General features: G+C 71.1%; 24 protein-coding genes and 1 pseudogene. 15 read left to right on the forward strand and 10 right to left on the reverse strand.

The window, feature by feature from the left end; all coding sequences use genetic code 11:
* The first annotated feature begins 41 nt into the window (after positions 1-41).
* From E6U81_RS18405 to E6U81_RS18415, 3 genes are all read left to right on the forward strand, one after another.
* Positions 42-407 (forward strand): putative quinol monooxygenase, encoded by a 366-nt coding sequence (locus E6U81_RS18405; RefSeq protein WP_136231171.1) that lies wholly within the window; start codon positions 42-44, stop codon positions 405-407.
* A gap of 61 nt (positions 408-468) precedes the next feature.
* On the forward strand, positions 469-915 hold the full coding sequence (locus E6U81_RS18410) for an ATP-binding protein (protein ID WP_136231172.1): 447 nt from the start codon (positions 469-471) through the stop codon (positions 913-915).
* A 109-nt stretch (positions 916-1,024) separates the two neighbouring features.
* On the forward strand, positions 1,025-2,776 hold the full coding sequence (locus E6U81_RS18415; protein WP_136231173.1) for a beta-galactosidase family protein: 1,752 nt from the start codon (positions 1,025-1,027) through the stop codon (positions 2,774-2,776).
* Positions 2,777-2,850: 74 nt separating this feature from the next.
* Here the strand turns inward: E6U81_RS18415 and E6U81_RS18420 are convergent, their stop codons facing one another.
* Entirely contained in the window at positions 2,851-4,305 is a 1,455-nt protein-coding gene (locus tag E6U81_RS18420) for an RICIN domain-containing protein (RefSeq protein ID WP_136231174.1), read from the reverse strand.
* 491 nt (positions 4,306-4,796) lie between these two features.
* Here E6U81_RS18420 and E6U81_RS18425 point away from each other — a divergent pair, with 491 nt between their 5' ends.
* The 4 genes from E6U81_RS18425 to E6U81_RS18440 all read left to right on the forward strand — a co-directional run bounded on the left by E6U81_RS18425 (position 4,797) and on the right by E6U81_RS18440 (position 9,295).
* The gene (locus tag E6U81_RS18425; protein WP_136231175.1) at positions 4,797-5,723 is read left to right on the forward strand and encodes a sugar ABC transporter permease; all 927 of its coding nucleotides are present in this window, start codon (positions 4,797-4,799) and stop codon (positions 5,721-5,723) included.
* 4 nt (positions 5,724-5,727) lie between these two features.
* Positions 5,728-6,729 (forward strand): carbohydrate ABC transporter permease, encoded by a 1,002-nt coding sequence (locus E6U81_RS18430; protein WP_136231176.1) that lies wholly within the window; start codon positions 5,728-5,730, stop codon positions 6,727-6,729.
* A gap of 63 nt (positions 6,730-6,792) precedes the next feature.
* Complete coding sequence (locus E6U81_RS18435) at positions 6,793-8,124, forward strand: sugar ABC transporter substrate-binding protein (RefSeq protein WP_136231177.1); 1,332 nt, start codon at positions 6,793-6,795, stop codon at positions 8,122-8,124.
* A 181-nt stretch (positions 8,125-8,305) separates the two neighbouring features.
* Entirely contained in the window at positions 8,306-9,295 is a 990-nt protein-coding gene (locus E6U81_RS18440) for an aldo/keto reductase (protein WP_136231178.1), read from the forward strand.
* A gap of 47 nt (positions 9,296-9,342) precedes the next feature.
* Here E6U81_RS18440 and E6U81_RS41085 read toward each other — a convergent pair whose 3' ends face one another.
* Entirely contained in the window at positions 9,343-9,543 is a 201-nt protein-coding gene (locus tag E6U81_RS41085; RefSeq protein WP_240803889.1) for a hypothetical protein, read from the reverse strand.
* A 458-nt stretch (positions 9,544-10,001) separates the two neighbouring features.
* Between E6U81_RS41085 and E6U81_RS18450 the strand changes: the two genes are divergently transcribed.
* Positions 10,002-10,988, forward strand: coding sequence for an RNA polymerase subunit sigma-70 (locus E6U81_RS18450; protein ID WP_136231179.1), 987 nt, complete (start codon positions 10,002-10,004; stop codon positions 10,986-10,988).
* A 5-nt stretch (positions 10,989-10,993) separates the two neighbouring features.
* On the opposite strand, the gene E6U81_RS18455 is transcribed toward E6U81_RS18450, so the two are convergent.
* The gene (locus tag E6U81_RS18455; protein WP_136231180.1) at positions 10,994-11,356 is read right to left on the reverse strand and encodes a CAP domain-containing protein; all 363 of its coding nucleotides are present in this window, start codon (positions 11,354-11,356) and stop codon (positions 10,994-10,996) included.
* Positions 11,357-11,924: 568 nt separating this feature from the next.
* On the opposite strand from E6U81_RS18455, the gene E6U81_RS18460 reads away from it, so the two are divergent.
* Together E6U81_RS18460 and E6U81_RS18465 are read left to right on the forward strand one after the other, a co-directional pair.
* Positions 11,925-12,164, forward strand: coding sequence for a chaplin (locus E6U81_RS18460; protein ID WP_136231181.1), 240 nt, complete (start codon positions 11,925-11,927; stop codon positions 12,162-12,164).
* A gap of 350 nt (positions 12,165-12,514) precedes the next feature.
* Positions 12,515-12,991 (forward strand): annotated as a pseudogene (locus tag E6U81_RS18465) (fasciclin domain-containing protein); the annotation flags it as partial.
* A gap of 113 nt (positions 12,992-13,104) precedes the next feature.
* Here the strand turns inward: E6U81_RS18465 and E6U81_RS18470 are convergent.
* The 3 genes from E6U81_RS18470 to E6U81_RS18480 all read right to left on the reverse strand — a co-directional run bounded on the left by E6U81_RS18470 (position 13,105) and on the right by E6U81_RS18480 (position 15,835).
* On the reverse strand, positions 13,105-13,977 hold the full coding sequence (locus tag E6U81_RS18470) for a DUF4394 domain-containing protein (protein WP_136231183.1): 873 nt from the start codon (positions 13,975-13,977) through the stop codon (positions 13,105-13,107).
* Positions 13,978-14,105: 128 nt separating this feature from the next.
* Complete coding sequence (locus E6U81_RS18475) at positions 14,106-14,639, reverse strand: hypothetical protein (RefSeq protein ID WP_136231184.1); 534 nt, start codon at positions 14,637-14,639, stop codon at positions 14,106-14,108.
* A complete protein-coding gene (locus tag E6U81_RS18480; protein WP_240803894.1) occupies positions 14,636-15,835 on the reverse strand; it encodes a molybdopterin-dependent oxidoreductase in 1,200 nt (399 codons plus the stop codon). Before E6U81_RS18480 ends, E6U81_RS18475 begins: the two co-directional genes overlap by 4 nt.
* Before the next feature lie 371 nt (positions 15,836-16,206).
* Here E6U81_RS18480 and E6U81_RS18485 point away from each other — a divergent pair, with 371 nt between their 5' ends.
* The gene (locus E6U81_RS18485; RefSeq protein ID WP_136231186.1) at positions 16,207-17,286 is read left to right on the forward strand and encodes an NAD-dependent epimerase/dehydratase family protein; all 1,080 of its coding nucleotides are present in this window, start codon (positions 16,207-16,209) and stop codon (positions 17,284-17,286) included.
* Positions 17,287-17,393: 107 nt separating this feature from the next.
* Here E6U81_RS18485 and E6U81_RS18490 read toward each other — a convergent pair whose 3' ends face one another.
* Positions 17,394-18,503: a HAMP domain-containing sensor histidine kinase gene (locus E6U81_RS18490; protein WP_136231187.1), complete on the reverse strand. Its 1,110-nt coding sequence runs from the start codon at positions 18,501-18,503 to the stop codon at positions 17,394-17,396.
* A complete protein-coding gene (locus tag E6U81_RS18495; RefSeq protein WP_136231188.1) occupies positions 18,496-19,296 on the reverse strand; it encodes a response regulator transcription factor in 801 nt (266 codons plus the stop codon). The genes E6U81_RS18490 and E6U81_RS18495 overlap by 8 nt, the downstream gene beginning before the upstream one ends.
* A gap of 123 nt (positions 19,297-19,419) precedes the next feature.
* Here E6U81_RS18495 and E6U81_RS18500 point away from each other — a divergent pair, with 123 nt between their 5' ends.
* The 3 genes from E6U81_RS18500 to E6U81_RS18510 are packed head-to-tail and all read left to right on the forward strand — an operon-like array spanning position 19,420 to position 21,406.
* Entirely contained in the window at positions 19,420-20,133 is a 714-nt protein-coding gene (locus E6U81_RS18500) for a glycosyltransferase family 2 protein (RefSeq protein WP_136231189.1), read from the forward strand.
* On the forward strand, positions 20,130-20,750 hold the full coding sequence (locus E6U81_RS18505; protein WP_136231190.1) for a DUF2064 domain-containing protein: 621 nt from the start codon (positions 20,130-20,132) through the stop codon (positions 20,748-20,750). The genes E6U81_RS18500 and E6U81_RS18505 overlap by 4 nt, the downstream gene beginning before the upstream one ends.
* Positions 20,747-21,406 carry a methyltransferase domain-containing protein gene (locus tag E6U81_RS18510; RefSeq protein WP_136231191.1) on the forward strand — a complete coding sequence of 220 codons (660 nt, stop codon included), beginning with the start codon at positions 20,747-20,749 and terminating at the stop codon, positions 21,404-21,406. The genes E6U81_RS18505 and E6U81_RS18510 overlap by 4 nt, the downstream gene beginning before the upstream one ends.
* A gap of 85 nt (positions 21,407-21,491) precedes the next feature.
* Here the strand turns inward: E6U81_RS18510 and E6U81_RS18515 are convergent, their stop codons facing one another.
* Positions 21,492-21,890, reverse strand: a complete 399-nt coding sequence (locus E6U81_RS18515; RefSeq protein ID WP_240803890.1) for a hypothetical protein — start codon at positions 21,888-21,890, stop codon at positions 21,492-21,494.
* Positions 21,891-21,904: 14 nt separating this feature from the next.
* Complete coding sequence (locus E6U81_RS18520; RefSeq protein WP_136231193.1) at positions 21,905-23,047, reverse strand: molybdopterin-dependent oxidoreductase; 1,143 nt, start codon at positions 23,045-23,047, stop codon at positions 21,905-21,907.
* A 114-nt stretch (positions 23,048-23,161) separates the two neighbouring features.
* Here E6U81_RS18520 and E6U81_RS18525 point away from each other — a divergent pair, with 114 nt between their 5' ends.
* Positions 23,162-24,598 carry a glycosyltransferase family 87 protein gene (locus E6U81_RS18525; protein ID WP_136231194.1) on the forward strand — a complete coding sequence of 479 codons (1,437 nt, stop codon included), beginning with the start codon at positions 23,162-23,164 and terminating at the stop codon, positions 24,596-24,598.
* Positions 24,599-24,671: the final 73 nt, after the last annotated feature.

The raw sequence follows: 24,671 nt of genomic DNA on the forward strand, positions 1-24,671 counted from the left end.
ACCGCGCCCCCCCCGGCGCCGTCGACCCGAGGAGAAGACCCATGACCGCCCGCTCCCACCCGCTCGTCGCCCTCGCACGCGTGCGCGCGAAGCCGGCACGACGCGAAGCCCTCCAGGAGGCCCTGACCGCACTGGTCGAACCCTCCCGCGCCGAGGACGGGTGCTTCGACTACACGCCGTTCGAACTGCTCGAGGAGCCCGGAACCTTCTACGTCCGCGAGACCTGGGCCGACCAGGCAGCCCTCGACTTCCACATGGCAACGCCCCACTTCCAGGCCTTCGCAGAACGCTTCGAAGAACTCCTGGCGGAGCCGATCAGGCTGATCCCGCTGCGCGAGGTTCCTGCCACTGCCACTGCCACTGCCACTGCCACTGCCACTGCCACAGCCACCGCCGACCGGGCCTGACGGCCGCCGGGCCCGCCCGTCATGGGCGGGCTCCCTCAACCCAGCAAGCCGAGGAGATCTCATGCCTCGCATCGACCACCTCACCACGGCCGCCCTCCGCTCCCACAAGGGCACGCCGTGCGCCCACCGCTACGAGCTCGCCGCGGACATCACCGCCCCACGCCTGCTGCGGCCCTGGATCACAGCCCGGCTCGCCGGATGGCACCTCCACGGCCTGAGCGACGACCTCGTTCTGATCGCGAGCGAACTGGCCACCAACGCCGTGCGCCACGGCGGCACACCTGCCCGGGTCACCCTGGTCCTGCGGTGTCCCGGCAATGGCAGCCGAGTGGTACGGCTGGAGGTCGAGGATTCCGGCCCGGGCTTCGACCCTCGCTCCCATCCACATGCGGTCCGCGCCGAGAGCTGTACGGGCCGCGGCCTACTGCTGGTGGACACGCTGAGCAGCGCCTGGGGAGCCCGGTCCACGGCCGCCGGCCAGCTCGTCTGGGCGGAGCTGCCCACCTGACCGTTCGCGGGAGGGGCTTGCCACGGGCGACATGTTTACGTAAACATTCAGACGGGTGACAGGCCCGCGAGCGCGAAACCGCGCCCCCGCCCAGCTGAGGAGCACGCGCATGCCCCTTCTCCGGATCGAAGACGACGGATTCCGGCTCGACGGTGATCCCTTCCGCATCATCTCGGGCGGACTGCACTACTTCCGCGTCCATCCCGATCTCTGGCGCGACCGGCTGCACAAGGCCCGCCTCATGGGCCTCAACACGGTGGAGACGTACGTACCGTGGAACCTCCACCAGCCGCGGCCCCACGAGTTCCGCATGGACGCGGGCCTCGACCTGCCCCGGTTCCTCGATCTCGCCGCCGCCGAGGGGCTGCACGTACTCCTGCGGCCCGGACCCTACATTTGCGCCGAATGGGAGGGCGGCGGTCTGCCCTCATGGCTCCTGACCAGCCCGTCCATGCGGCTGCGCAGCCGCGATCCGCGGTTCCTCGCCGCGGTAGAGGACTACTTCGGCCGGCTCCTGCCCCCGCTGCACGACCGGCTCGCCACCCGGGGCGGTCCGGTCCTGGCCGTACAGGTGGAGAACGAGTACGGCGCCTACGCAGACGACACGGCCTACATGGAGCACCTGGCCGGTGCCCTGCACCGGCACGGCATCGACGTGCCGCTCTTCACCTGTGACCAGCCGACCGACCTCGAACGGGGGGCGCTGCCGGGAGTGCTCGCCACCGCCAACTTCGGCAGCCGCTCCAGCGAACACCTCGCCACCCTGAGGACCGCCAGGCCCTCGGGGCCCCTGCTGTGCACGGAGTTCTGGATCGGCTGGTTCGACCGCTGGGGCGGCAACCACGTCGTCCGGGCCCCCGAACAGGCCTCCCAGGAACTGGACGAACTGCTCGCCACGGGCGCCTCCGTGAACTTCTACATGTTCCACGGCGGCACGAACTTCGGCTTCATGAACGGCGCCAACGACAAGCACACCTACCGGCCCACCATCACCTCCTACGACTACGACGCACCCCTCGACGAGGCCGGCGACCCGACCGAGAAGTTCGCTGCCTTCCGCAAGGTCATCGCCAAATATGCTCCCGTCCCCTCAGAGCCCCCGCCGCCACGTGCTGCGAAGTTCAGCCTGGAAGCGGTGGCACTGACCGAGAGCATCGCTCTGCTGGACACCGCGCCGGCCCTCGGGGACGCCATCGTCGCGCACCGTCCACTGACGATGGAGGAACTCGGCCAGAACTACGGCTTCGTGCTGTACGAGGCGGAACTGTCGGATGCAGGCCCCTCCCTGCTCGAAGTCGAGCAGGTGCGCGACCGGGCCCAGGTCTTCCTCGACGGCCAGCCCGTAGGGGTGCTGGAGCGGGAGAGCCACGAGCACGCCCTCACCTTCACCACTCCCCGCCGTGGCGCCGTCCTGGCCCTCCTCGTCGAGAACCAGGGCCGTGTCAACTACGGCCAGGGCATCCACGACCGCAAGGGGCTGCTCGGCCACGTCCTGCTGAACGGATCCCCGCTCCACGGATGGACCAGCCGTCCGATACCGCTCACCGCGATCGAGGACCTTCCCTTCGGCACCGGATCCGGCACGCCGACCGGGCCCGCCTTCCACCGTGGCACCTTCGCCGTGGACCGGACGGCCGACACCTTCCTCCACCTCGACGGCTGGACCAAGGGCAGCGTCTGGATCAACGGCTTCGCCCTCGGCCGCTACTGGTCGCGCGGCCCCCAGCGCTCGCTGTACGTGCCAGGTCCGGTACTGCGCACGGGCCTCAACGAAGTCGTCGTACTCGAACTGCACGCACCCGGCCGGGAACACACGGTGGCCTTCCGGGACGCGCCGGACCTCGGCCCCGTGGAGGACTGACGCCACGAGCGCGGGCCGAGCGGGGCCGCGAGCCCGACACGGGCGCGGCCCCGCAGGCACCGGAAGGAGACGGGTCAGACGGCCGAGCGCCGCCACTTCTGGTTGTCACCGCCGTGGCACGTCCACTGGACGAGCCGCGCGCCGTCGGCCCAGGACTGGTCAGCGACGTCGAGGCACTTGGCACTGTGCTGGGCGACGAGCCGCATGCCGGTCGGGCCTGCCTGAGCCGTCTTCCACCGCTGTCCGGGTGCGTCGCCGCAGGCGACCTGGACAATGGCGGCGCCGTCGTGGGGAGATGCGTCCCGGACCGCGAGGCACTTCCCGCTGTGGCGGAGCATGATCCGCACCGTGCCGTCACCCACGCCCCGGAACCACGCCTGCTGGTTGACACTGCCTGCCGCGCAGGCCCACTGGATCAACGCCGCGCCCTCGGCCACCGACCAGTCGGCGGCGTCGGCGCACTTGGCGCTGTGCGCGGCGGTCAGGGTGTTCCAGTCGCCGACACCACGCACGGTTCCGTTCTCCGTGGAGATGGTGATCTGCGGGTAGTAGTCCATGGACAGGGTGGTCCTGGTGGGGAACTTCAGCGGGAGCCAGACGTACTGCGAGTCGTTGACCACACCGCCCATGGAGTTGCCCCACCGGTCACCCATGTAGAGGTGGGTGGTGACACCGGACGTCCCTTCGACGGGCAGCACGAAGGCCGTCTGGGAACCGTAGGTCCTGCCGTCGCCCAGGTCCCGCAGCGAGCTCCAGGTGCCGGTGATGCTGTCCGCCGTGCCGTACTTCTGCTGGTTCGGGGCCCAACCGGTGGCGCCGGATGTGACCAGGAAGTAGACGCCGTCGCGCTTGAACAGGGCCGGAGCCTCGCGCCACTGGCCGGCCCACAACTTCTGCACCCGTGTCTCGACGCCTGTGTAGTCCGCGGTGAGCCGGTAGACGTGGAGGTCGGCGTTCTCGTTGGCGGCGGAGATCATGTAGCCGGTGCCGTCGGTGTCCACGAAGGTCGTGATGTCCCGGGACATGTGCCCCAGCGGTCGGAAGCTTCCGCGCCAGGAGTAGTCGCCGTCGACCGTGGAGGAGACGGCCACCGCGGCACGGGCCTCGCTGTAGTCGGTGGCGCTGCCCTCCTTGTGCATCCACATGACGAACTGCCCGGTTGCCCGGTTGTACATCACCTTGGGGCGTTCGATGTTGGCGGTGGCCAGCTCCGGGTGGCTGGCCTGGGACAGGACGTGGCCGCGCGGCTCCCACGTCTTGAGGTCGGTGGACCGGTAGGCGGAGACGTACCGGAAGCTGTTGTCGGGATTCCGGTCCTCCCCGAACCAGTAGTAGTACTCGTCCACCTTGATGACCCCTCCGCCGTGTGCGTGCACGGGCCGGCCGGCTGGGTCGGTGAACTGCGTCGCGTTGACGACGGTGACGGGGGAAGGGGAGGCCGCGGCGGTACCGGGACCACCGAGGAAGCTCGCTAGGAGGGCTGCCGCAACGGCGTACAGGGCGAGCAGGCATGGGCGGTGACGTCGCATGAGTACCTCGCGATGGCTGGCGGGCAAGGAGGTGTCCGTGGACGGCGGCGCCCACGGCTGGAGAGCCGGCGGTGCAGCAGGCTCCTGTGAAGTCGCCGTTCCACCTCTGTAATGTTTACGTAAACACTCAGCGGCTGGCTGCGAGTCTGGGAGCTGCGTCAGGGTGTGTCAAGCAGTCGGACGTGAATCGTCACAACCGGCTCGGGTGCAGTGTCGGCGTGGTTGAGGAGCCCGGGTGGGGGATGGGCCGCATTGCGTGTGGATGCCGCGAGTTGAGCATCCGCGGTTGCCGGACTCCGAGGGCCGACGGCTGGTTTTCGGTCAGTGGAGGCAAGACGCTTGACGCTCCCCAAGGGGAATGTCACCATCGCGTGACCGATGATTACGTAAACATCTCTCATCAGGTCCTGCCCATGAGGCCGATTCCGGCCCGGAGGCCTTCGCTTCTCCCCTCGGTCGCGGACCCCAGGTCACTTACACAAGGACCCACCATGACGCTCCTGCCGGCGCAGGCAAAAGCAAGCCTTCCGCCTCGTTCCCGTTCCCGCCCCCGTGCGCGGCGGAACGCCCTCGTCGGCTGGGGGTTCGCCGGCCCGTTCGCAGCGGTGTTCGCTCTCGTATTCCTGGCACCCATCGGGTATGCGTTCTACCTCAGCCTGATGCGCGACCGACTCATCGGCGGCACCTCCTTCGTCGGCGCGGCCAACTACCTCCAGGCGCTCAACGACGCGCGGTTCTGGGAGGGATCGGCCCGTGTAGGAGTGTTCCTGCTCGTCCAAGTGCCGATCATGCTGGGTATCGCGTTGTTCGTCGCACTCGCCATCGACAGCGGCCGACTGTACGGCAAGGGCGTCTTCAGGGTCGCCGTCTTCCTGCCCTATGCCGTTCCGGCCGTGGTGGCCAGTCTGATGTGGGGCTTCCTCTACGGTGCCAGGTTCGGCCTGGTGGGGAACCTGAACGACGCGTTCGGCCTGGCCCTGCCGGACCCGCTCTCGCCCTCACTGGTCCTCACCTCCATCGGCAACATCGTGACCTGGGAGTTCGTCGGCTACAACACTCTGATCTTCTATGCCGCCCTGAAGGTGATTCCGCGTTCCCTCTACGAGGCGGCGGCCATCGACGGCGCCGGCGAGTGGCGCATCGTCACGGCGATCAAACTGCCGGCCATCCGTGGAGCGGTGGTCATCGCGACGATCTTCTCGATCATCGGCAGCTTCCAACTGTTCAACGAGCCGAACATCATGCAGAACCTCGCTCCCAATGCCATCACGACCGACTACACCCCGAACCTCTACACGTACTCGCTGGCCTTCTCCGGCCAGCAGCACAACTACGCGGCAACCGTCGCCATCGTGATGGGGGTCTTCACCGCGGTCATCGCCTACGCGGTCCAGCTCCGCGGCATGCGGAAGGGCTGAGAACGTGATCACGGATTCCACCGGTGTCTCCGCGGACACCAGAGAGCGCACCGCACGCTCCGGCGCGGACCCGAGCGCGGCCTCCGCCGGATCGGGCGGACCTGCCGCGGACCTCCTCCGCAGGGCGCCACGATCCCGCCCCCGACGGGCTCACACCCCGCTCGACCCCAGGCCCAGCATCCCGCTGACCCTGATCACCGGCCTGGTCCTCGTCTACACAGTCCTTCCCCTCTTGTGGCTGGTCATCAACGCGACCAAGGACCAGGAAGACCTCCTCGGCTCCTTCGGACTGTGGTTCGGCGAGGACTTCCGGCTCTGGGACAACATCTCGCGCACGCTGGCCTACGACGACGGCGTGTTCCTCCGCTGGACCCTGAACACTCTGCTCTACGTCGCCGCCGGCGCGGGCGGTGCGACGCTGCTTGCCGTCCTCGGCGGGTACGCCCTGGCGGTATACGATTTTCCGGGCCGTCGAGCCGTGTTCGCCGTGGTCATCGGGGCCGTGGCCATCCCCGGGACGGCCCTGGCCGTACCCACGTTCCTGATGTTCAGCGGCATGGGCCTGACCGACACTCCGTGGGCAGTGATCGTCCCCTCCCTGGTGTCGCCGTTCGGGCTCTACCTGATGTGGGTGTTCACCGCGGAATCGGTACCCCGCGAACTACTCGAAGCCGCCCGCATCGACGGCGCCGGTGAGCTGCGCATCTTCTTCCGGATCGCCCTTCCGCTGCTGATGCCGGGAACCGTGACGGTCCTGCTCTTCTCCATGGTCGCGACCTGGAACAACTACTTCCTGCCGCTGATCATGATCAAGAACCCGGACTGGTACCCGCTCACCCTCGGCCTCAACGCATGGAGCGCCCAGGCCAGGACCGCGGGCGGGGAGCCCGTCTTCGACCTCATCATCACCGGCTCCCTGCTCACCATCGTGCCGATCATCGCCGTCTTCCTCCTGCTCCAGCGCTACTGGCAGTCAGGTCTGGCCGCCGGCAGCGTCAAGGAGTGACGTGCCGGTCCGGCCCTCCCTCCCGATCCACCTCGTCCGCACACCGAATCAGGAGCACCACCGATGAGATCGAACAGCCGCCGTCGCATCGTCGTCGCCGTCGCCGCGGCGTGCGCCCTGGCCCTCGGCACCACCGCCTGCGGTTCGCCGGACCCGGAGGACGACGCCTCCGCGAAGGACGTGGCGTCAGCACTCGAAGCCGGGGGCAAGGTGACGGTGTGGGCCTGGGAGCCCACGCTGAAGAAGGTGGCCGCCGAGTTCGAGAAGAAGTATCCGAAGGTGGACGTCGAACTCGTCAACGCGGGCACGGGCAACAAGCAGTACACCGCGCTGCAGAACGCGGTCGCCGCCGGCTCGGGAGCCCCGGATGTGGCTCAGGTCGAGTACTACGCCGTCGGCCAGTTCGCCATCGGCAAGTCCCTGGAAGAGCTTTCCTCGTATGGAGCCTCCACCCTCGACCAGACCTTCACCACCGGCCCCTGGAACGGCGTCAGGTACGGGAAGGGAATCTACGCCCTCCCCATGGACTCCGGGCCCATGGCGCTGTTCTACAACAAGAAGGTCTTCGACCGGCACGGCATCGCCGTCCCCACCACCTGGGACGAGTACGTCGAAGCAGCGCGCGCCCTGCACAAGGCCGATCCGAAGCTCTACATCACGAACGACACCGGGGACGCCGGCGCCACGACCAGCCTGATATGGCAGGCGGGCGGACGCCCGTACAAGGTCGAGGGCAACGACATCGGCATCGGCTTCGCGGACGCAGGCACGGCGCAGTACACGACTACCTGGCAGAAGCTCATCGACGAGCGACTGCTCGCGCCGGTGACCTCGTGGAGCGACGAGTGGTACAAGGGCCTGTCGGACGGCAGCATCGCGACCCTCTCCATAGGCGCCTGGATGCCCGCCAACTTCGCCTCGGGCGCACCCGCCGCCTCGGGAGACTGGCGTGTTGCGCCCCTTCCGCAGTGGACCAAGGGCGCCAAGGCGGGTGCGGAGAACGGCGGCAGTTCCCTCGCCGTGCCGAAGGCGTCGAAGAACAAGGCGCTGGCCTATGCCTTCATCGAGTACGCGACCACGGGCGCCGGCGCCACGAGCCGCGTCTCCGACGGCGCCTTCCCCGCCACGCGGGCCGACCTGGAATCCCCGGCCTTCCTGGATACGCCGTTCCCCTACTTCGGCGGGCAGCAGGCCAACCGGATCCTGGCCGATGCGGCGCGCGACGTCGCTGCGGGCTGGTCGTACCTGCCGTACCAGGTCTACGCGAACTCCGTCTTCAACGACACGGTCGGCAAGGCCTATGTTTCCTCGACAACCCTGAAGCAGGGGCTGGAGGCCTGGCGGGCCGCAATGGCCAAGTACGGCACGGACCAGGGGTTCACCGTCGTCGAATAGCGAGCCCTTCAACGGCCCGTCCGGCAACGGCAGTGGGAGAGAGGCTCATGCCGGGTGTCCTGGCGCCCGTCCACGGGCCGGGGGGCTTCGCCTCCTCCCACGGCAGTACGACGCGCACTCCAAGTGTTGAGATCTGTTTATTTTGTTTCGAATTTGATCGAAGTCCGACAGGAGGTGATCCATGGACTATCTCGCCGAGCAGGACCGCTACGCCTGTATGACCTATCGCCGGGCCGGACGTAGCGGTGTGCAATTGCCCGCCATCTCGCTGGGCCTCTGGCACAACTTCGGTGAGGGCCACGCGTTGGAGGTACAACGGGCGGTGCTTCGCCGGGCTTTCGACCGGGGGGTCACGCACTTCGACCTGGCGAACAACTACGGCCCGCCGAACGGGAGCGCGGAGCGCAATTTCGGCCGTCTCTTCGCGCAGGACTTCCGTCCCTACCGCGACGAGCTGTTCATCGCCACCAAGGCGGGCTACGACATGTGGCCCGGCCCGTACGGACACGGCGGTAACCGGAAACACCTACTGGCGAGCCTGGACCAGTCGCTCCGGCGGACGGGTCTGGAGTACGTGGACGTGTTCTACTCGCACCGCTACGATCCGCAGACCCCGGTCGAGGAGACCATGGGGGCGCTGAACTCGGCGGTGTGTTCCGGCAGGGCTCTGTACGCCGGCATCTCCAACTACCCGGCCGAACAACACCGCGAGGCGGTGGCGATCCTGCGTGAGCTGGGCACGCCGGTACTGCTGAACCAGGCCCGATATTCGATCCTGGACCGCACGGTGGAAGACGGACTACTGAACGCCGTGGGTGACACCCGGACCGGCCTGATCGCCTACTCGCCGCTCGCACAGGGCCTTCTGACGAGCCGCTACCTCGCCGGGGAGGTGCCGGCCGGGTCGCGGATGTCCGTCGGACACTTCCTCAAGGAGGGGGCGCTGACCGAGGCCAAGCTGGTTCAGTTGCGGACCCTGGGCCGGCTGGCAGAGCATCGCGGACAGAGCCTGGCGCAGCTGGCGATCTCATGGGTGCTGCGCGACCCCCGGGTGGTGTCGGTGATCATCGGTGCGAGCAGTGTGAATCAACTCGACCAGAACATCGACGCCCTGCAGGGAGGATCACTGTCCGAGAGGGATCTGGCCGAGATCGATGCGCTGAGCCGCTGAAGAACGCACCTGGTCGGACGAACTCTCGAAGTCCTGCCCCGACGGGATCACATCACGAGTGGTTGCGGTGCGAGTTCGATCGCCACGTCCGGTGGTTGCTCGAGCGTGTGGTGCACGGTGCAGTGCGAGGCGACGGCGACGAGGCCCGCGCGCCGCCCCTCCGGCAGTTGTGGGGGCGCGACGATCGAGAGGCGCACTGCAGCCACCCGGGTGGGCCGGTCGGTGGCCATGACGAATTCCGCGCGCACCCCCCAGACCTTCGCGCGGCAGGTCGTGCCGCCGCATGCAGCGCCCCGCGTAGAAGGCGACGCAGGTCGCCAGGGACGCCGCGAACAGCTCGGTCGGCGTCGGGGCGATGTCCGTCCCGCCCGCCTCCGTGGGCTGATCGACCCGGAGGTCGTGCCCGCGTACCTCCACCATGTAGACGTCATCTGCAGAGGGAGACATCGCGCTACGACGGCCCTCCGATCCCGGCCCCGTGCTCCCCCCGACCCACCTGAAGCCCAGGGGAAGAGTGCGCTGAGCCCCCTCGCCCGCGTGGGACGGCGGCGGCAGCCGCTGCGCCGTCGGCCCCTGCGACCTGGTCGGCCCACGGGGCCGACGAGGCAGGAACCCCTGCGGGGCTTCTGACGCCCGTATCGCCTCGCTTACGGTGAAGCCGCAGGTCGCAGGTGCGAGGTTGGCTGTTGGAAGGGATGGTTGAGACATGGGGGACGGGGAGACGGGGGACCCGGCCGCGGAGCGGCTGGAGCTGTACCGGGGGGAGTTGACGGGCTACTGCTACCGGATGCTGGGTGCGTACGCGGAGGCTGAGGACGCCGCTCAGGAGACCCTGCTGCGGGCCTGGCGGAACATCGGGCGATTCGAGGGCAGGTCGTCGCTGCGGTCGTGGGTGTACCGCATCGCCACCAACGTGTGTCTGGACGCCCTTGCCGCGGCCAAGCGGCGGGCGCTGCCCATGGACCTCGGCGCTCCGAGCGAGGGCGGCACGGCGCCCGGAGACCCGCTGGACGCGGCCCTGTGGGTGGGACCCTGCCCCGGTACGAATCCGGAGACGAGCGCGACGGCCGGTGAGTCCGTACACCTGGCCTTCGTCGCCGTGCTCCAGCACTTGCCGCCCAGACAACGTGCCACGCTGATCCTCCGCGACGTCCTGGGGTTCACTGCCGGGGAAGTCGCCGACCTGCACGGCACCACCGTCGCCTCGGCCAACAGCGCTCTGCAACGCGCCCGGACCACGTTGGCAGGCCGTCGCGAGAACACCGCAGGACGCACCTCCCGGCCGAGCAACGCGACCCTGCGCGTGCTCGCCGAGCGGTACGCCGCGGCCTTCTCCCGCTACGACATGGAGGAGCTGAACATGCTGCTCCACGTGGATGCCACCCTGTGCCTGCCTCCGTACGCGAAGTGGATGCGCGGTACCGCCGACATCCAGGCGTGGCTGACCGGCCCGGCCGTCGGCTGCCGAGGCTCTCTCCTGATCCCGACCGTGGCGAACGGTACCGCGGGCTTCGGCCAGTACCGTCCCCGTCCGGACGGGGACGGCTACGTGGCTTGGGCGCTTCAGGTCGTCGATTTCTTCGACGACCACATCACCGGTATCACTGCCTTCCGTGATACCGAACGCCTCTTCCCGCTCTTCGGCCTGCCGGAGCAGGTGGGAGAGGACGCCCGCGTCGGTGCCCAGGACTGACCTGTTCACCGGTGGGCCAGGTCCAGGGTCCAGAACTCTTCGCCTTCGGAGTTTGTGGCGTATCCGATTCCGGCGTCCTGGTGGGCGCAGTCGAGGATGGCTTCGCGGTGGCCGCCTCCGCTCATCCAGGACTTCACCGCGCTCTCGGGAGTCGCGTAGGTGCTGAGGTTCTCGTTGTTGCCGTCGGCGTCGTAGCCGGCTGCCTCGATGCGGTCGCTGGAGTCGAGGCCTTCGGGGTTGGTGTGGTCGAAGTAGCCGCGGGTGGCCATGTCGTCGGAGTGGGCCTGGGCGGCGCGGGTCAGGATCGGGTTTGAGCGGATGGGTGTGCAGCCGGCCTTCACGCGTTCGGCGTTGACGGCGATGAGCATCCGCTCGGTGTACGACGGGGTGCGGGTGGGCCGGGCCGTCGGTGTGGCCGGCCGGGAGGGGGAGGAACTCCCTCGTTCGGGCCCCGGCGGTGTCGTTCCTGCCGCCGGGCCGGTGTGGGAGGGGCCGGAGCGGCGCCCTCACCGCTGAAGACGGAGCGAGGCACACCGGCATAACGAAAAACGGCTCGGGGCCCTGCGAATTTCGAAGAGCTGAGTGTCGCCGGCCGCTCGGCCGGAACCCGGCCGTCGGCGACGCCGAGCGCCGGGCTCTCCACGGACTCGCCGAGAACCGTTCGACGTCACGGTCGTTCGCGAGCCCGCTCCGGAGGGCTGGTGGCAGCTTCTGGACACGAGGACCGCACTGCTGTTGCCCCGTGACGTCCTCCCTCCGAACACTCTGTGGCGGACTAGCCCGTTCGGGGGAAGTCGGGGCCGGCACCCAATCCACGGGTACGGGCGGCGGCGAAGACCGTGCGTGAGGGGAGCCGGCAGGGGTTCTCCCGCCTCCCCTCACCGGCCGCCGCGGGCCCTCCGCCCGGCCCTTGCACTCTTACGGGAGGTAGTTCACATGGTTCGTGTGCGACGAGTCGTGGCGGTGGCGCTGGCGGCCGGTGCTGTGGTGGTCGGCGGCGCGTCGATGGCTTCGGCCGATGCCGGTGCGCAGGGCGTGGCCGCCTTCTCGCCGGGCGTCGGCTCGGGCGACCTGATCCAGGTCCCGATCCACGTCCCGGTCAACGCCTGCGGGAACACCGTCAGCATCATCGGGCTGCTGAACCCGGCCTTCGGCAACACCTGCGTCAACGCCTGACCCACCACCGCACAGACCCCGGTCCGGCGCCATGCAGACGGGGCGGGGCGGACCGGTGACCCGGCCGGCCATGCTGCTGTGGCGCGTGCGTCAAGTGCGCGCCCCGTGCGGTGAGCCCGGCAGGGTCGGCTGTGGGTGGCAGTCGGCGCCACCCACAGCCCCTCCCACCGGGGAGGGAACGGATGAACGGGTTCGCCTTCGGCCACGGACGCCACACCCGTGGGCTTCCGCCCACCGGCGAACCCGGCCGACGAGGACGGTGTCCCGGCCCGTGACACCAAGGCCGCGCCGCCCGCGCCGGCGACGAGGCCAAGACAGGCGAGAGCACTCCGAAGGACGACTCGATGATGAGCGACGAGCCCTTCGGAGCGGCCTGTGCCGGCGTGCCGAAGGAGGGCGCGGGCTCGTTCGACGGCATGGCCAAGGACCCGGTCGCCACCGCCGCCTCGAACAACCCGGCCCTGTCCACCCTGGTCGCCGCGGTCCGGCAGGCCGACCTGGTCGACACGCTGAACAATGCGAAGGACATCACGGTGTTCGCCCCGACGAACGACGCCTTCGCGAAGATCCCGAAGGCCGACCTCGACAAGGTCCTGGCCGACAAGGAGCAGCTGACCAAGATCCTCACCTACCACGTGGTCGGCCAGAAGCTCACGCCGAAGCAGCTGGAGAACGGCAGCTTCGAGATCCTGCAGAAGGGCATGGTCGCCACGAAGGGCTCCGGCGAGGCCTACAAGGTCGACGACACCTCGAACGTTGTCTGCGGCAACGTCAAGACCGCCAACGCCAACGACTACATCGTCGACACCGTCCTGATGCCGAAGTAATCGGCGTCGCTTCGGATCTCCGATCACCGGTGGCCGTTCTCCCCTTCACTGGAAGGGGAGAACGGCCACCGGTTCGACCATGGCCGGATCCGCGAGGGCGGGCCGGCCCGGGACTACTTCTGGTTGATGGGCAGGGCCAGGTCGGTGACCTGGTACTGGGTCGGGAAGGCGCCCTTGCTGGTGGCCTTGCCGGTCAGCAGGTCGACCGCGTACAGGCGGTAGGAGTTGCCGGTGCCGATGGCGGCGAAGCCGTGGTTCGTTCCGGCGGCCGGATTGTAGTAGATGTCGAAGCCTGCGTCGAGGGCGGCATCCACGCCGAGGTTGCCGGTGGGGGCGAGCGTGCCGGCATTGGCGGGGGACTGCAGGGAGATCCGGTCGGCCATCGTGTCGAGGTCGAACAGGGTGGTCGCGGTGGCGGCGTTCAGGTCGTTGTTGGTGTAGGCGGCGCCGGTCACCCCCATGGCGGTCGACGGCGGCGTGGTGGGGTTGGTAAGGGTGCCGTCGACGGTGGTGGTCAGCGGCGCCGCCGGGTCGTCGATGTTGTGGCGCATGTTCTGCCCGGTGCTGGAGATCACCCGCAGCCGGTTGGCGGCCGGGTTGAAGTCCACCCCGAAGGCCGTCCCGGCGAGTGCCACGGTCAGCTGGGACACCTTCATCGCCTTCGCGTTCTTCGTGTTCAGGGTGTAGATGCCGCCCTGGTCGCCGACGCCGTACAGCTTTTCGTTCTGCACGCGGAAGTCGATACCGACCAGCTTGGTGTCCCCGGCCAGGCCGGTCACCCGGCCCAGGGACCAGGTCTGGGACGGCTTGGCGATGTCGAACTCGAGCAGACGCTGGTCCTGGGTGAGCCCGATCGCGCTCAAGCCGGTCCTGTACTCCTGCCCGGGCAACGCCTGCGGCGCGATGTCGGCCGCCGCCGGCGCGGCCGCCGTGCACAGGGCGGCCACAACGACCGCGGATGCCACGGTCAGGGTGCGGTTGTGCATGTTCTCTCCTTCACCGATGCCTCGGCCGAGTTGGCCGACGGCTCGCGAGGGGTTCGGCACCGTCCTGCCGGCGGACAGGCGCTCGGGGCGAAGGCCACCCGCATGGCGCAAGGAACGGGTGCTGTGCGTCACTTCGAAGTCCTGCGCGCCCGGACCCGGGCCGCACGCCGGCCGGCCCTCGTCGCCTGCCGGATTCGGACGAGGAGGACGGCCGCCGAGGCCGCGAAGAGTCCGGCGGTGATCAGCAGCCAGCGCGTGAGGAACCCGTCCGCGGGCAGGTCCGTGGCCGCCGTGAAGTGCGGCACCCGGCGGAGGATGAGCGGCCACCAGACGAGCAGGAGCACACCGGAGACGAAGGCCGGCACGCGGACGTGGTTGACGCCCGCCCGTACCGCGGGCCCCTCGGGATCCGGGGCACACCCGAAGGCCATCTGCACCGCCCGGTCCGTCAGCGAGTACAGGGGCAGCAGCACCAGGTCGTGCAGGAGCGCCGCTCCGACGAACCACAGGGCCACGCCGAGGGTGTTGTCGCCCTTGAGGAGTCTGAGACCGGCGTAGACGGCGAGGGCGAAGGAAGTGAGGACGAGGAGCAGGTGGAGCGGGGAGGCGCCGTAGCGGCGGCGGAACGCTCCGGCGGCAGCGGCCGGCAGGGCGGGCCTCATGCGGGCCCTCCGAAGGTGAGGCGAGTGACCCATTTGGTGTTGTGCACTCCGGGAGCGCCGGGGACGATCACGCGGGCCGGGTAGCCGTGATCGGGGGAGAGCACGGCGCCGTTGACGCGCACGGCGAGCAGGGAGCGGGCGTCCCGCGCCTGGTTGTCGCCCAGGACGACCGACCGGAACGACCCGCCGCGCTGCACCGACTCCACGAACACCTGCGGGGTGTTCGTGCCGAGCCCGACCAGGGCGGCCAGGTCCGTGAGCCGGACTCCGCTCCAGCGCTGGTCGGTGGTCGACCAGCCCTCCACACAGGCGATCGGCAGGGACGACTCCTTCTGGGGCAGGGCCAGCAGCTGTTCGTACGTCAGGTCGACCTGCCGGCCGGCGCCCCGTACGGTCAGGCGCCAGGCAGGACCGACGTCGCCGGGCCGGATGCCGACCGAGGCGGCGGTCTTGTTGATCTGGAAGCCGTTCGGCCCGGAGCCGGGGTCCTGCCCGTGCGGAGCGAGGAGCGCCGTCTGCCGGAACCAGCCGCCCACGCTCTGCCCGGCGGTGACCGCCAGCAGCACCAGCGAACCCAGCCCCACCATGCCGAGCGCGCCCCGGCGCGAGATCGTCGGCGCCGCCGGACGCGGCGCGACCAGCCCGGCGGCCTCCTCCGTACCGGCCGCGGGCTCGCCCGGCCGGTACCTCACCGCGCGCAGCGCCCTGGGCAGGCGGAAGGCCACGTGGACCACGAAGGCGCCGATGAACACCCAGGCCCCGTAGAAGTGCAGCGTGTAGAAGGAGCCGGGAAAGACGTAGTGCAGCTGCACGTTGAGGATGCCGGTGACGAACTCGAAGCCCGCGCCTCCCACCAGGAGGAGCAGGGACAGCCGCTCGATGCCGTGCGCGGCCGACCGTACGGGCGGCCACTCGAAGAGCTTGGGGATCACCGACCACAGCTTGGCCAGCAGCACGGGTACGAGCACGATGCCGAGGGTGACGTGGACCCCCTGGGTGACGCGGTAGAGCCAGTAGGGGGACGTCGGCCAGGGGAAGAGGTGGAAGCCGAGCCATCCCTTGTCGGGCGTCTGGTCGTTCACGGCCGCCAGATCCGGGTTGTACGCCGCGTACGACACCAGGCCCGTCACGAAGAGGACGGTGATCCCGGCGAGAAGGATCAGCCCGAGTACGGCCGTCAGCCAGGGCCCGCGCAGGGGGCTGCGCCAGAATTCCGGTCGTGCGGGACCGGGCGGCGGTCCGGACCTGCGGACACCCTCCCGGACCGACCGAAGGCGCGCCGGCCGGACCGGCCCGGGGTCTTCCTTCGGCGAGGGCCGCGGTGCTCCGTCCCGACCGCTCGGCCCACTACCGCTCGCGCCCAAGGGAACACCTCCGCAGAATCCTGCCAACGAGGGCTTACGGGACGTCACCCGTCGGGGAGAACATGCCGCACTGGTGCCGCACGGGGCTCGCATGACACGCCGGTTGCCAAGGCGGCCCGCTGAGGGCCCGGCGTCATGACGGAAGTCTTACGTGCACGCGTCGCGGCCTCCCGGCGGGCCCCTGACTGCGTAGCGTCCCGGGCATGCGCGTACTCGTCACCGGCGGAGCCGGGTTCATCGGCTCCCACATCGTCACCGCCCTCACCGCCCGCGGGCACGACCCGGTCGTCCTCGACGCCCTCCTCCCCGCCGCACACCCCGGCACCCCCGCACTGCCCGACGCGGAGTTCGTCCGGGCCGACGTACGGGAAGCCGACGCGGTCCGGGCGGCGCTGCGCGGGGTGGACGCGGTGTGCCACCAGGCGGCGATGGTCGGTCTCGGCAAGGACTTCGCGGACGCCCCCGACTACGTCGGCTGCAACGACTTCGGGACGGCGGTGCTGCTGGCCGAGATGGCCGCGGCCGGCGTCGGGAAGCTGGTCCTCGCCGGATCGATGGTGGTCTACGGAGAGGGCCGGTACACCTGCGAGCGGCACGGCACGGTACGCCCCGGGCCGCGGCTCGCCGAGGACCTGGCGGCGGGACGGTTCGAACCCCGCTGTCCCGAATGCGGCACCGGGCTCGCCCCGGGTCTGGTGGACGAGGGAGCCCCGGTCGATCCGCGGAACGTGTACGCGACGACGAAGCTGGCCCAGGAACACCTGGCTGCGTCCTGGGCCCGCTGCGCGGGGGGCCGTGCGGTGTCGCTGCGCTACCACAACGTGTACGGGCCGGGGATGCCCCGCGACACCCCCTACGCAGGGGTGGCCTCCTTCTTCCGGTCCTCGCTGGCCAGGGGCGAGGCACCCAGGGTCTTCGAGGACGGTGCGCAGCGGCGGGACTTCGTCCACGTCACGGACGTGGCGGCGGCCAATGTGACGGCGCTGGAGGCCGTCGGCGGGATGCCCACGGGCGGGATGCCCGCAGGCGGGCTGACCGCCTACAACACCGGAAGCGGGGAAGTGCACACGGTCGGTGAGATGGCCGCGGAGCTCGCCGCCGCGCACGGCGGGCCCGCGCCGGTGGTGACGGGCGAGTTCCGGCTCGGCGACGTGCGGCACATCACCGCCGACTCCGCCCGGCTGCGCGACGAACTCGGCTGGCGCCCGCAGGTGGGCTTCACCGACGGCATGGCCGAGTTCGCCCGGTCCGGCCAGCGGGCGTCGGCGGGCGCCGTCGGCTGAGGGCCGCGCAGGGCGCGCGGACCCGAGACGCGCACACGGGGGGCCGGCCGAGACCGCCGTCGGCCGGCCCCGCGTATGCACACGGCGGGGTCCCGGCCGGGAGGGTCCTACGCGGGGGCGGGGAGGGTCAGCTCGAAGCGGCAGCCGCCGGGCACGTTGTGGACATCGGCGTGTCCGGAGTGGGCCTCCACGATGCCGCGGACGATGGCCAGGCCCAGACCCGCACCGGAGGGAGGGGTGCGTGCCTGCGAGCCGCGCCAGCCGGTGTCGAAGACGCGGGGCAGGTCCTCCTCGGGGATCCCGCCGCAGGCGTCGGTGACGGACACCACGACCGCGTCGGCACGCCGTTCGGCCGCGATCGCGACGGTACCGTCGGCCGGAGTGTGACGGATCGCGTTGACCAGCAGGTTCGACAGGACGCGGGTCATCTCCTTACCGTCCACGACCACGGGCAGCGCGGCCACGGTCTCACCCGCCAGGCGCACCCCGTGCTCCCTCGCGAGGGCGTCGGCACCCGCCAGGGCGTCACCGATCAGGTCGTAGAGGGACACCCGCGCGGGACTCAGCGAGAGCGCGCCTGCGTGGATGCGGGACAGCTCGAAGAGGTCCGTGACCATGGAGTTGAGGCGCTCCACCTCCGTGCGCATCTGCCGGTGGTAGCGGTTCGGATCGGCCACCACCCCGTCCTCCAGGGCCTCCGACATGGCGCGCAGCCCCGCCAGCGGGGTCCGCAGATCGTGCGAGATCCAGGCCACGAGCTCGCGCCGGGAGGTCTCCAGTGCCCGTTCCCGCTCCCGGGAGGCCGCGAGTCGCTCGCCCGTGAGGGCGAGTTCACGGCTCAGCGCCGCGAGTTCGGCGGGAGCGGGAACGGTGGGAGCCGTGAAGGTCTCGTTCTCCCCGAATTCGCGTGCCGCGGAGACGAGTTCCCGGCACCGCTGGACGACCTGCCGCCCCAGGAGCAGAGCGGTGCCCAGGGACACGGCGGCCGCCATCGCGACGACGGTGGTGACGACGGTGAGGTCGTGGGAGGACAGGAACATCGCCCACGCGACGGCGAGTGTTCCGGCCAGCATCGCGGCCACGGCGACCGCCGCCACGACCGCCAGGGACACGGCGACGCTCCGCCGGCGCAGTATCCGCAGGGCGACCGCGCCGAGGGCGCCGGCCGCGCCGGCACCGAGCAGCGCGTACAGGGCGATGAGCAGCAGGTCACCCACGGCCGTCCACCTGCCCGGCGCCGGTCCCGGCGCCGGTCCCGGCGGCGACGTACGGCCCTGCCTCGAAACGGTATCCGGCGCCCCACACCGTGCGGATCAGCCGCGGGTCGGCCGGGTCCTCCTCGATCTTGGACCGGAGCCTGCGGACGTGGACGGTCACGGTGGACAGGTCCCCGAAGTCCCAGCCCCACACCTCGCGCATCAGCCGATCCCGGTCGCAGACCTGGCCGACGTGCCGCAGGAAGTACACCAGGAGGTCGAACTCCCTGAGGGTGAGGGCCAGCTCCGCCCCGTCCTTCGTCGCCCGGCGGGCGGCCGGGTCCACGGTCAGGCCGGCCGCTGCCAGCCTGCGCTCGTCACCGGCGACGGCAGCGGAAGCCCGGCGCAGCACCGACCGCACCCGCAGAACGAGTTCGCGCGGGCTGAAGGGCTTCGTCACGTAGTCGTCCGCACCCACCTCCAGGCCCAGGATCCGCTCCTCCTCGTCGCCGCGCGCCGTCAGCATGACCACGGGTACAGGGCGCGTCGTATCGCCGTCCGCGCGCAGGCGGCGGCAGACCTCCAGGCCGTCCATGCCGGGCAGCATCAGGTCGAGGACGACCAGATCGGGCCGGTACCGGGCTGCGGCCTCCAGCGCGGCAGGGCCGTCTGCGGCCCGCTGCACGGTGAAGCCGGCCCGCTCCAGGTAGCCGGCCACGACCTCCGAGACGGTCGGGTCGTCGTCCACGACCAGGACGCGCCCCGGGGTGTCGCCGGGAGCGGGGCCCGGTCCGGGTTCGTTGCTGAATGCCATGCCCCCAGGGTGACACCGCGCCCGGTCGGCGCATACCTGCGGCTGCCGCCGGGGGAGCGCTGTCCGCGTTTCGTAAGGTCTTCGGGCGCCCTTTCCCGCCTGCCGGTTCCTACGGTGTGGAGGGTGACTCCTTCAGACTGTCCGCCCCGCGCGGACCTCGTACTTCCGTGCCTCGACGAAGCCGAGGCGCTGCCCTGGGTACTGGCACGCGTGCCGGCCGGGTGGCGGGCCATCGTCGTCGACAACGGCTCCACCGACGGCTCGGCGGACATCGCCCGCTCTCTGGGCGCCACTGTCGTCCACGAGCCCCGGCGCGGCTTCGGCGCCGCCTGCCATGCCGGACTGCTGGCCGCGCGCGCCGAGTTCGTCTGCTTCTGCGACTGTGACGCCTCCATGGACCCCGGCCTGCTCGCTCCGATGGCCGAGCGGGTCGCGGCCGGTGAGGCCGACCTGCTGCTCGGCCGCCGCCGACCGCAGGTACGCGGCACCTGGCCCGCCCACGCCCGCGTCGGCAACTTCGCCCTGTCCCGGATGCTGCGCCGCCGCACCGGGTTGCGGCTGCACGACCTCGGTCCGATGCGCGTGGCGCGCCGCGAGGCACTGCTCGGCCTGCAACTGACCGACAGGCGCAGCGGCTACCCCCTCCAGATGGTCGTGCGGGCTGCCGACGCGGGCTGGCGGGTGGCCGAGACCGACGTCCCCTACTTGCCGCGCTCCGGGAAGTCGAAGGTCACCGGCACCTGGCGGGGGACCTGGCACGCCGTCCGCGACATGCGCCGGGTCCTGGCCGAGCCATCGGCGGGCCGTCCCGCACCGGCTGAGGGAGTCTCCGCATGAGCACCCTCCTCGTCATCGCCAAGGCACCGGTACCGGGCCGGGTGAAGACACGCCTGACCACGCGGTTCACCCCGGAGCAGGCCGCCGGCCTGGCCCGCGCCGCTCTCGAGGACACCCTCGCGGCGGTTCTGGCCACCCCGTGCACGCGGCGCGTCCTGGTCCTCGACGGCCGGCCGGGCCCCTGGGTCCCGCCCGGTATCGAGGTCGTCCCGCAGTGCGCCGGCGGCCTGGATGCCCGCCTGGCCGCCGCGTTCGCCCTGGCCGAGGGACCGGCTCTGCTGATCGGCATGGACACCCCGCAGGTCACCCCCGACCTGCTCACGGCCGGCCTCGACTTCACCGGGGCGGACGCCCGGTACGGGCCCGCGGACGACGGAGGGTTCTGGGCGCTGGGCCTCGCCGCCCCCGACCCCGCCCTCCTGCTCGGCGTCCCCATGTCCGTCCCGCACACAGGCGAGGAGCAGCGACGCCGACTGACCGCTGCGGGGCTCGCCGTACGGGACCTGCCCGAGCTGTGCGACGTCGACACCCCCGCCGACGCGGAGCGGGTCGCGGCGGCCGCGCCCGGGACCCGCTTCGCCGCCGTGCACTGCGGCCTGTGCGCGGTGACGCGATGACCGCCCAGCTCACCGAGCCCGCCACGCGCGCCTGGCAGGCCGATCCGTACGCCGACGCCCTGCGAGCCGGCCAGGGACCGCTCTACCTCAGGCGGCACGACGGCTGGCTGCTGCCCCTGGAGGTGGAGCGGTGGTGCGCCGAGCCCGACGCGGCCGATGCCACCGTCCTCGCCCGGTGCACCGGGCCCGTCCTCGACATCGGCTGCGGACCGGGCCGCCTGGTCGCGGCACTTGCCGGGCTCGGGCACGCGGCCCTCGGCGTGGACGTCACACCCGAGGCGGTGGCCCGTACCCTGCGGTCCGGAGGCAGCGCCCTGTGCCGCTCCGTCTTCGACGCGCTGCCCCGCGAAGGGGACTGGGGCACGGTCCTGCTCATGGACGGCAACATCGGCATCGGCGGCGACCCCGGAGCCCTGCTGCGCCGGGCCGCCGAACTGACCGCGCCCGGCGGTTCCCTGTTGGCCGAGGCGGCCACCGCCGACGTCGACGAGCGCGTCGAGGTCCACGTCGAGGACGGCGCCGGCGGCCGCGGAGCCTCCTTCTGGTGGGCCCGGCTCGGCACCCGTGCCCTGTGCGACGCGGCGCAGACCGCAGGCTGGACGTTGTACGGCACCTGGCAGGCGGCGGGGCGGCACTTCGTCCACCTGACCCGCTGACCGCCTGGCCCGTACGCACGCAAGAGCCGCCGGGGTGGAATCCGCAGCAGTACGGATCCCACCCCGGCGGCTCTGTTCGCGCGCGTCACTCCCGACGGCTTGCGCGCGAGGCCCGGCGCACCAGGGACCGTACGGCGGCATGCGCGACGGTGAGCAGGGCGACGGCCGCCATGGCCAGCAGCCAGTTGCGCGGGTAGTCCAACGGCAGGACGGTGGGGTTGGCGACGCTCCCGGGACGCAACAGCGGGGGAAGGGCGATCGCCGTCAGGGAGCCCGCGACAACGAGGGCCGCACGCGGTACCCCGCGCAGGCGCAGGCCCGCAGCGGCGCAGAGGGCGGCGACACCGAGGACGAACGGCACGACGAACCCGTCGTGGACCAGGACCGTTGCCCCGAGCCACACGGCGATCCGCCACGGCTCCGGCTGTTGGAGCAGCAGCCACCCGCCCCAGACCGCGCACAGCACCCCCAGTGTTCCTGTCACGTGGCGCGGGCCCATCACACGACCTCCAGTCGGCCGACCCACTTGGTCTGGAGCACACCGGGCCGGTTCGGGGCGATGATCCGGGCCGGATAGCCGTGGTCGAGGGACAGCACCTCGCCGTTCAGCCGCAGTGCCAACAGGGTGAGCGGGTCCTGTGCGTAGAGCCGGCCCATCTCCATCAGCCGGTAGGCGCCGGCCTGTTCGAGGGAGACGACCCGGGCCCGCGAGCGCGGATCCCCGCCCGCCCGCTCCAGCAGGTCCCGGACCCGTACCCCGCTCCAGTGCGCGGACTTGCTCCAGCCCTCGACACAGGCGATCGGCAGGGTCACCTCGTGCTGGGGCATGGCGCGCAGTTCCTCCAGGGTCAGGGTGAACGGCTGCGGCCCGGCCACGGTCAGCCGCCAGTCGGCCAGCGAGGCCCCGGTGACGCGCGCGGCGGCGGCCGTCCGGTTCACGGGAAGCCCTTGGAGCCCGTGGTCGGGGCTGCGCGGACCGAACAGTTCCAGGGAGCCCAGCACGCTGACGGACTGTCCGACGGTGGTCAGCGTCACCGCACCGACCGCGGCGCCGACGCCGAGGAGGAGCTCACGCCGGTCCGGCCCGTCGGCCGCGGGCAGGGCCAGGGTCCCGGCGGATCGGCGGGTGAAGTGGTCCCGGATCCGCGGCCACTGCACGGCGAGGTGCAGGAGCAGCGAGCCGAGCAGGAGCCAGGCGACCGCGTAGTGCACGGGGACGAAGCTGAAGGGCCACGGGTACCACTGGAAGGTGTTCAGCAGACCGGTGAACAGTTCGAACAGCGCGGCGGCGACGAGGACGGCCACCGAGATCCGCTCCAGGGCGTGCCGCACGGACCGCACCGGCGGCCACGCGAACAGCCGTGGACAGACCGCCCACAGCTTCGCCGGCAGCAACGGGACCGCCGCGATCCCGGAGGCCACGTGGAGTCCCTGGGTGAGCCGATAGCCCCAGTACGGGCGGCTCGGCAGCCGGTCGGCCAGCCACCCCGGCGGGTGCTGGAGGCAGTGGCTCAACACACCGGTCGCGAAGCAGACAGCCATGGCGAGGCCGAGCCAGCGGCCGATCGAAGTCGCCGTACGGGCATCGTGCAGGCGCGCCTTGAACGTCACGGGCGGCCCCGGAGGCAGGGTGAAACGCATGCCTCCATCACACCCCCGCCGAGGCCCGAGCAGAGCGCCGGAACACCTTACGAAACACGGACGCCCGCGCCGCCACCCATCGCCCGAGGGCCGGTTCCTGCCACGCTTCCCCAGGTGAAAGCCGTTCCCGCCCGTACCGCGACCACCACCACCGCCCTCACCCTCGCCGCCCTCGCGGCAGCCCTCGTACTCACCGTCCGACACGGGGGCTACTTCAGTGACCCCGTCGGCCTGTTCTGGCGGTACACGGCCTGCTGGGCGCTCTTCGCCGTCGCCCTCGCGGCGCTGCGCCGGGTCCCGGCCCGTCGTGTCGCCTGGCTGATCGGGGCGGGGGCCCTCGCCGCCACGGTGGCGGGGCTCTTCGGGCCGCCCCGGACCAGCACCGACTCGTACCGCTACGCCTGGGACGGCCGCGTCCAGTCCGCCGGCATCTCCCCGTACGACCACACCCCGCAGGCCCCGGCGCTCGCCCGGCTTCGCGACCCCTGGCTGTTCCCCGCCGGCGTCGCCTGCCAGGGCCCCGACCTCGCCCCGATTCCCCACGCCGACGGCACGTCCCGCTGCACCCGCATCAACAGGCCCGCCGTCCACACCATCTACCCACCCGTCGCCGAGGCCTACTTCCTGGCCGTCGACCGCCTCTCGCCCGCCGGCTCCCGGCACAAGCCACTGCAGATCGGCGCCGCCCTGACCTCGCTCGGCGTCACGGGCCTGACCCTCCTGGTCCTGCGACGGCGCGGCGACGACCTCCGCAAGGCCGCGTACTGGGCCTGGTGCCCGGCCGTCCCCCTGGAAGCGGTCAACAACGCCCACATCGACGTACTGGGCGTGCTCCTCGCAGTCGCCGGACTCGGCCTCGTCGCCTCCCGGGTCCTGCCCCGGCGGGCAGTGGGCGGTGCGCTGATCGGCGCCGCCATCGCCACCAAGCTGATGCCCGCCGTCGTCCTTCCCGGTGCGCTGTCCGGAGTCCGGCGCGTCCGCGACGCGGCCGCGGTAGTGCTGCCCGCCACGGCCTTCGTCATCCTCGTCTACCTCCCGTACGTCCTCCTCTCGCGCGGCTCCGTCTTCGGCTACCTCAGCGGCTACGTCGAGGAGGAGGGCTACGACGACCCCTCGGCCGGGTCCCGCTACTCCCTCCTGCGCATGGTCCTGCCCGACAGCTGGGCCTTCCCCGTCCTGCTCGTCATCGTCGCGGCCGTTTCCCTGTACGTCATGCGCCGGGGTGATCCGCGGCGCCCCTGGAGCGGCGCCCTGCTGGTCACCGGCTGGGCCTTCCTCCTCCTCACCCCCGGCTACTCCTGGTACGCCCTGCTCCTCATCGCCCTCGTGGCCCTGGACGGACGCTGGGAATGGCTCGGGGTCCCCCTGGCAGGAGCCGCCGTCTACGTCCTCGCCCCGACCTTCGGCTACGGGCCGGCACTGACCAACCTCGCCTACGGCGCTGCCGCCGCCCTCGTCCTCGCAATGAGCCGGATCCGGCGACGAACCGGAGCTCAGCCGGTCGCCCACCAGGCCACGACGTCACAGCAAGGCGCTGTCCCACCACTCTGAACGGCGACGAGGGCAACGACACCCTGGACTGAGGCCTCGCCCACGACTCGTACACCCGGGACACCGGCGACAC

This window comes from Streptomyces sp. A0592 (genome assembly GCF_004795115.1).
Lineage (GTDB): Bacteria > Actinomycetota > Actinomycetes > Streptomycetales > Streptomycetaceae > Streptomyces > Streptomyces erythrochromogenes.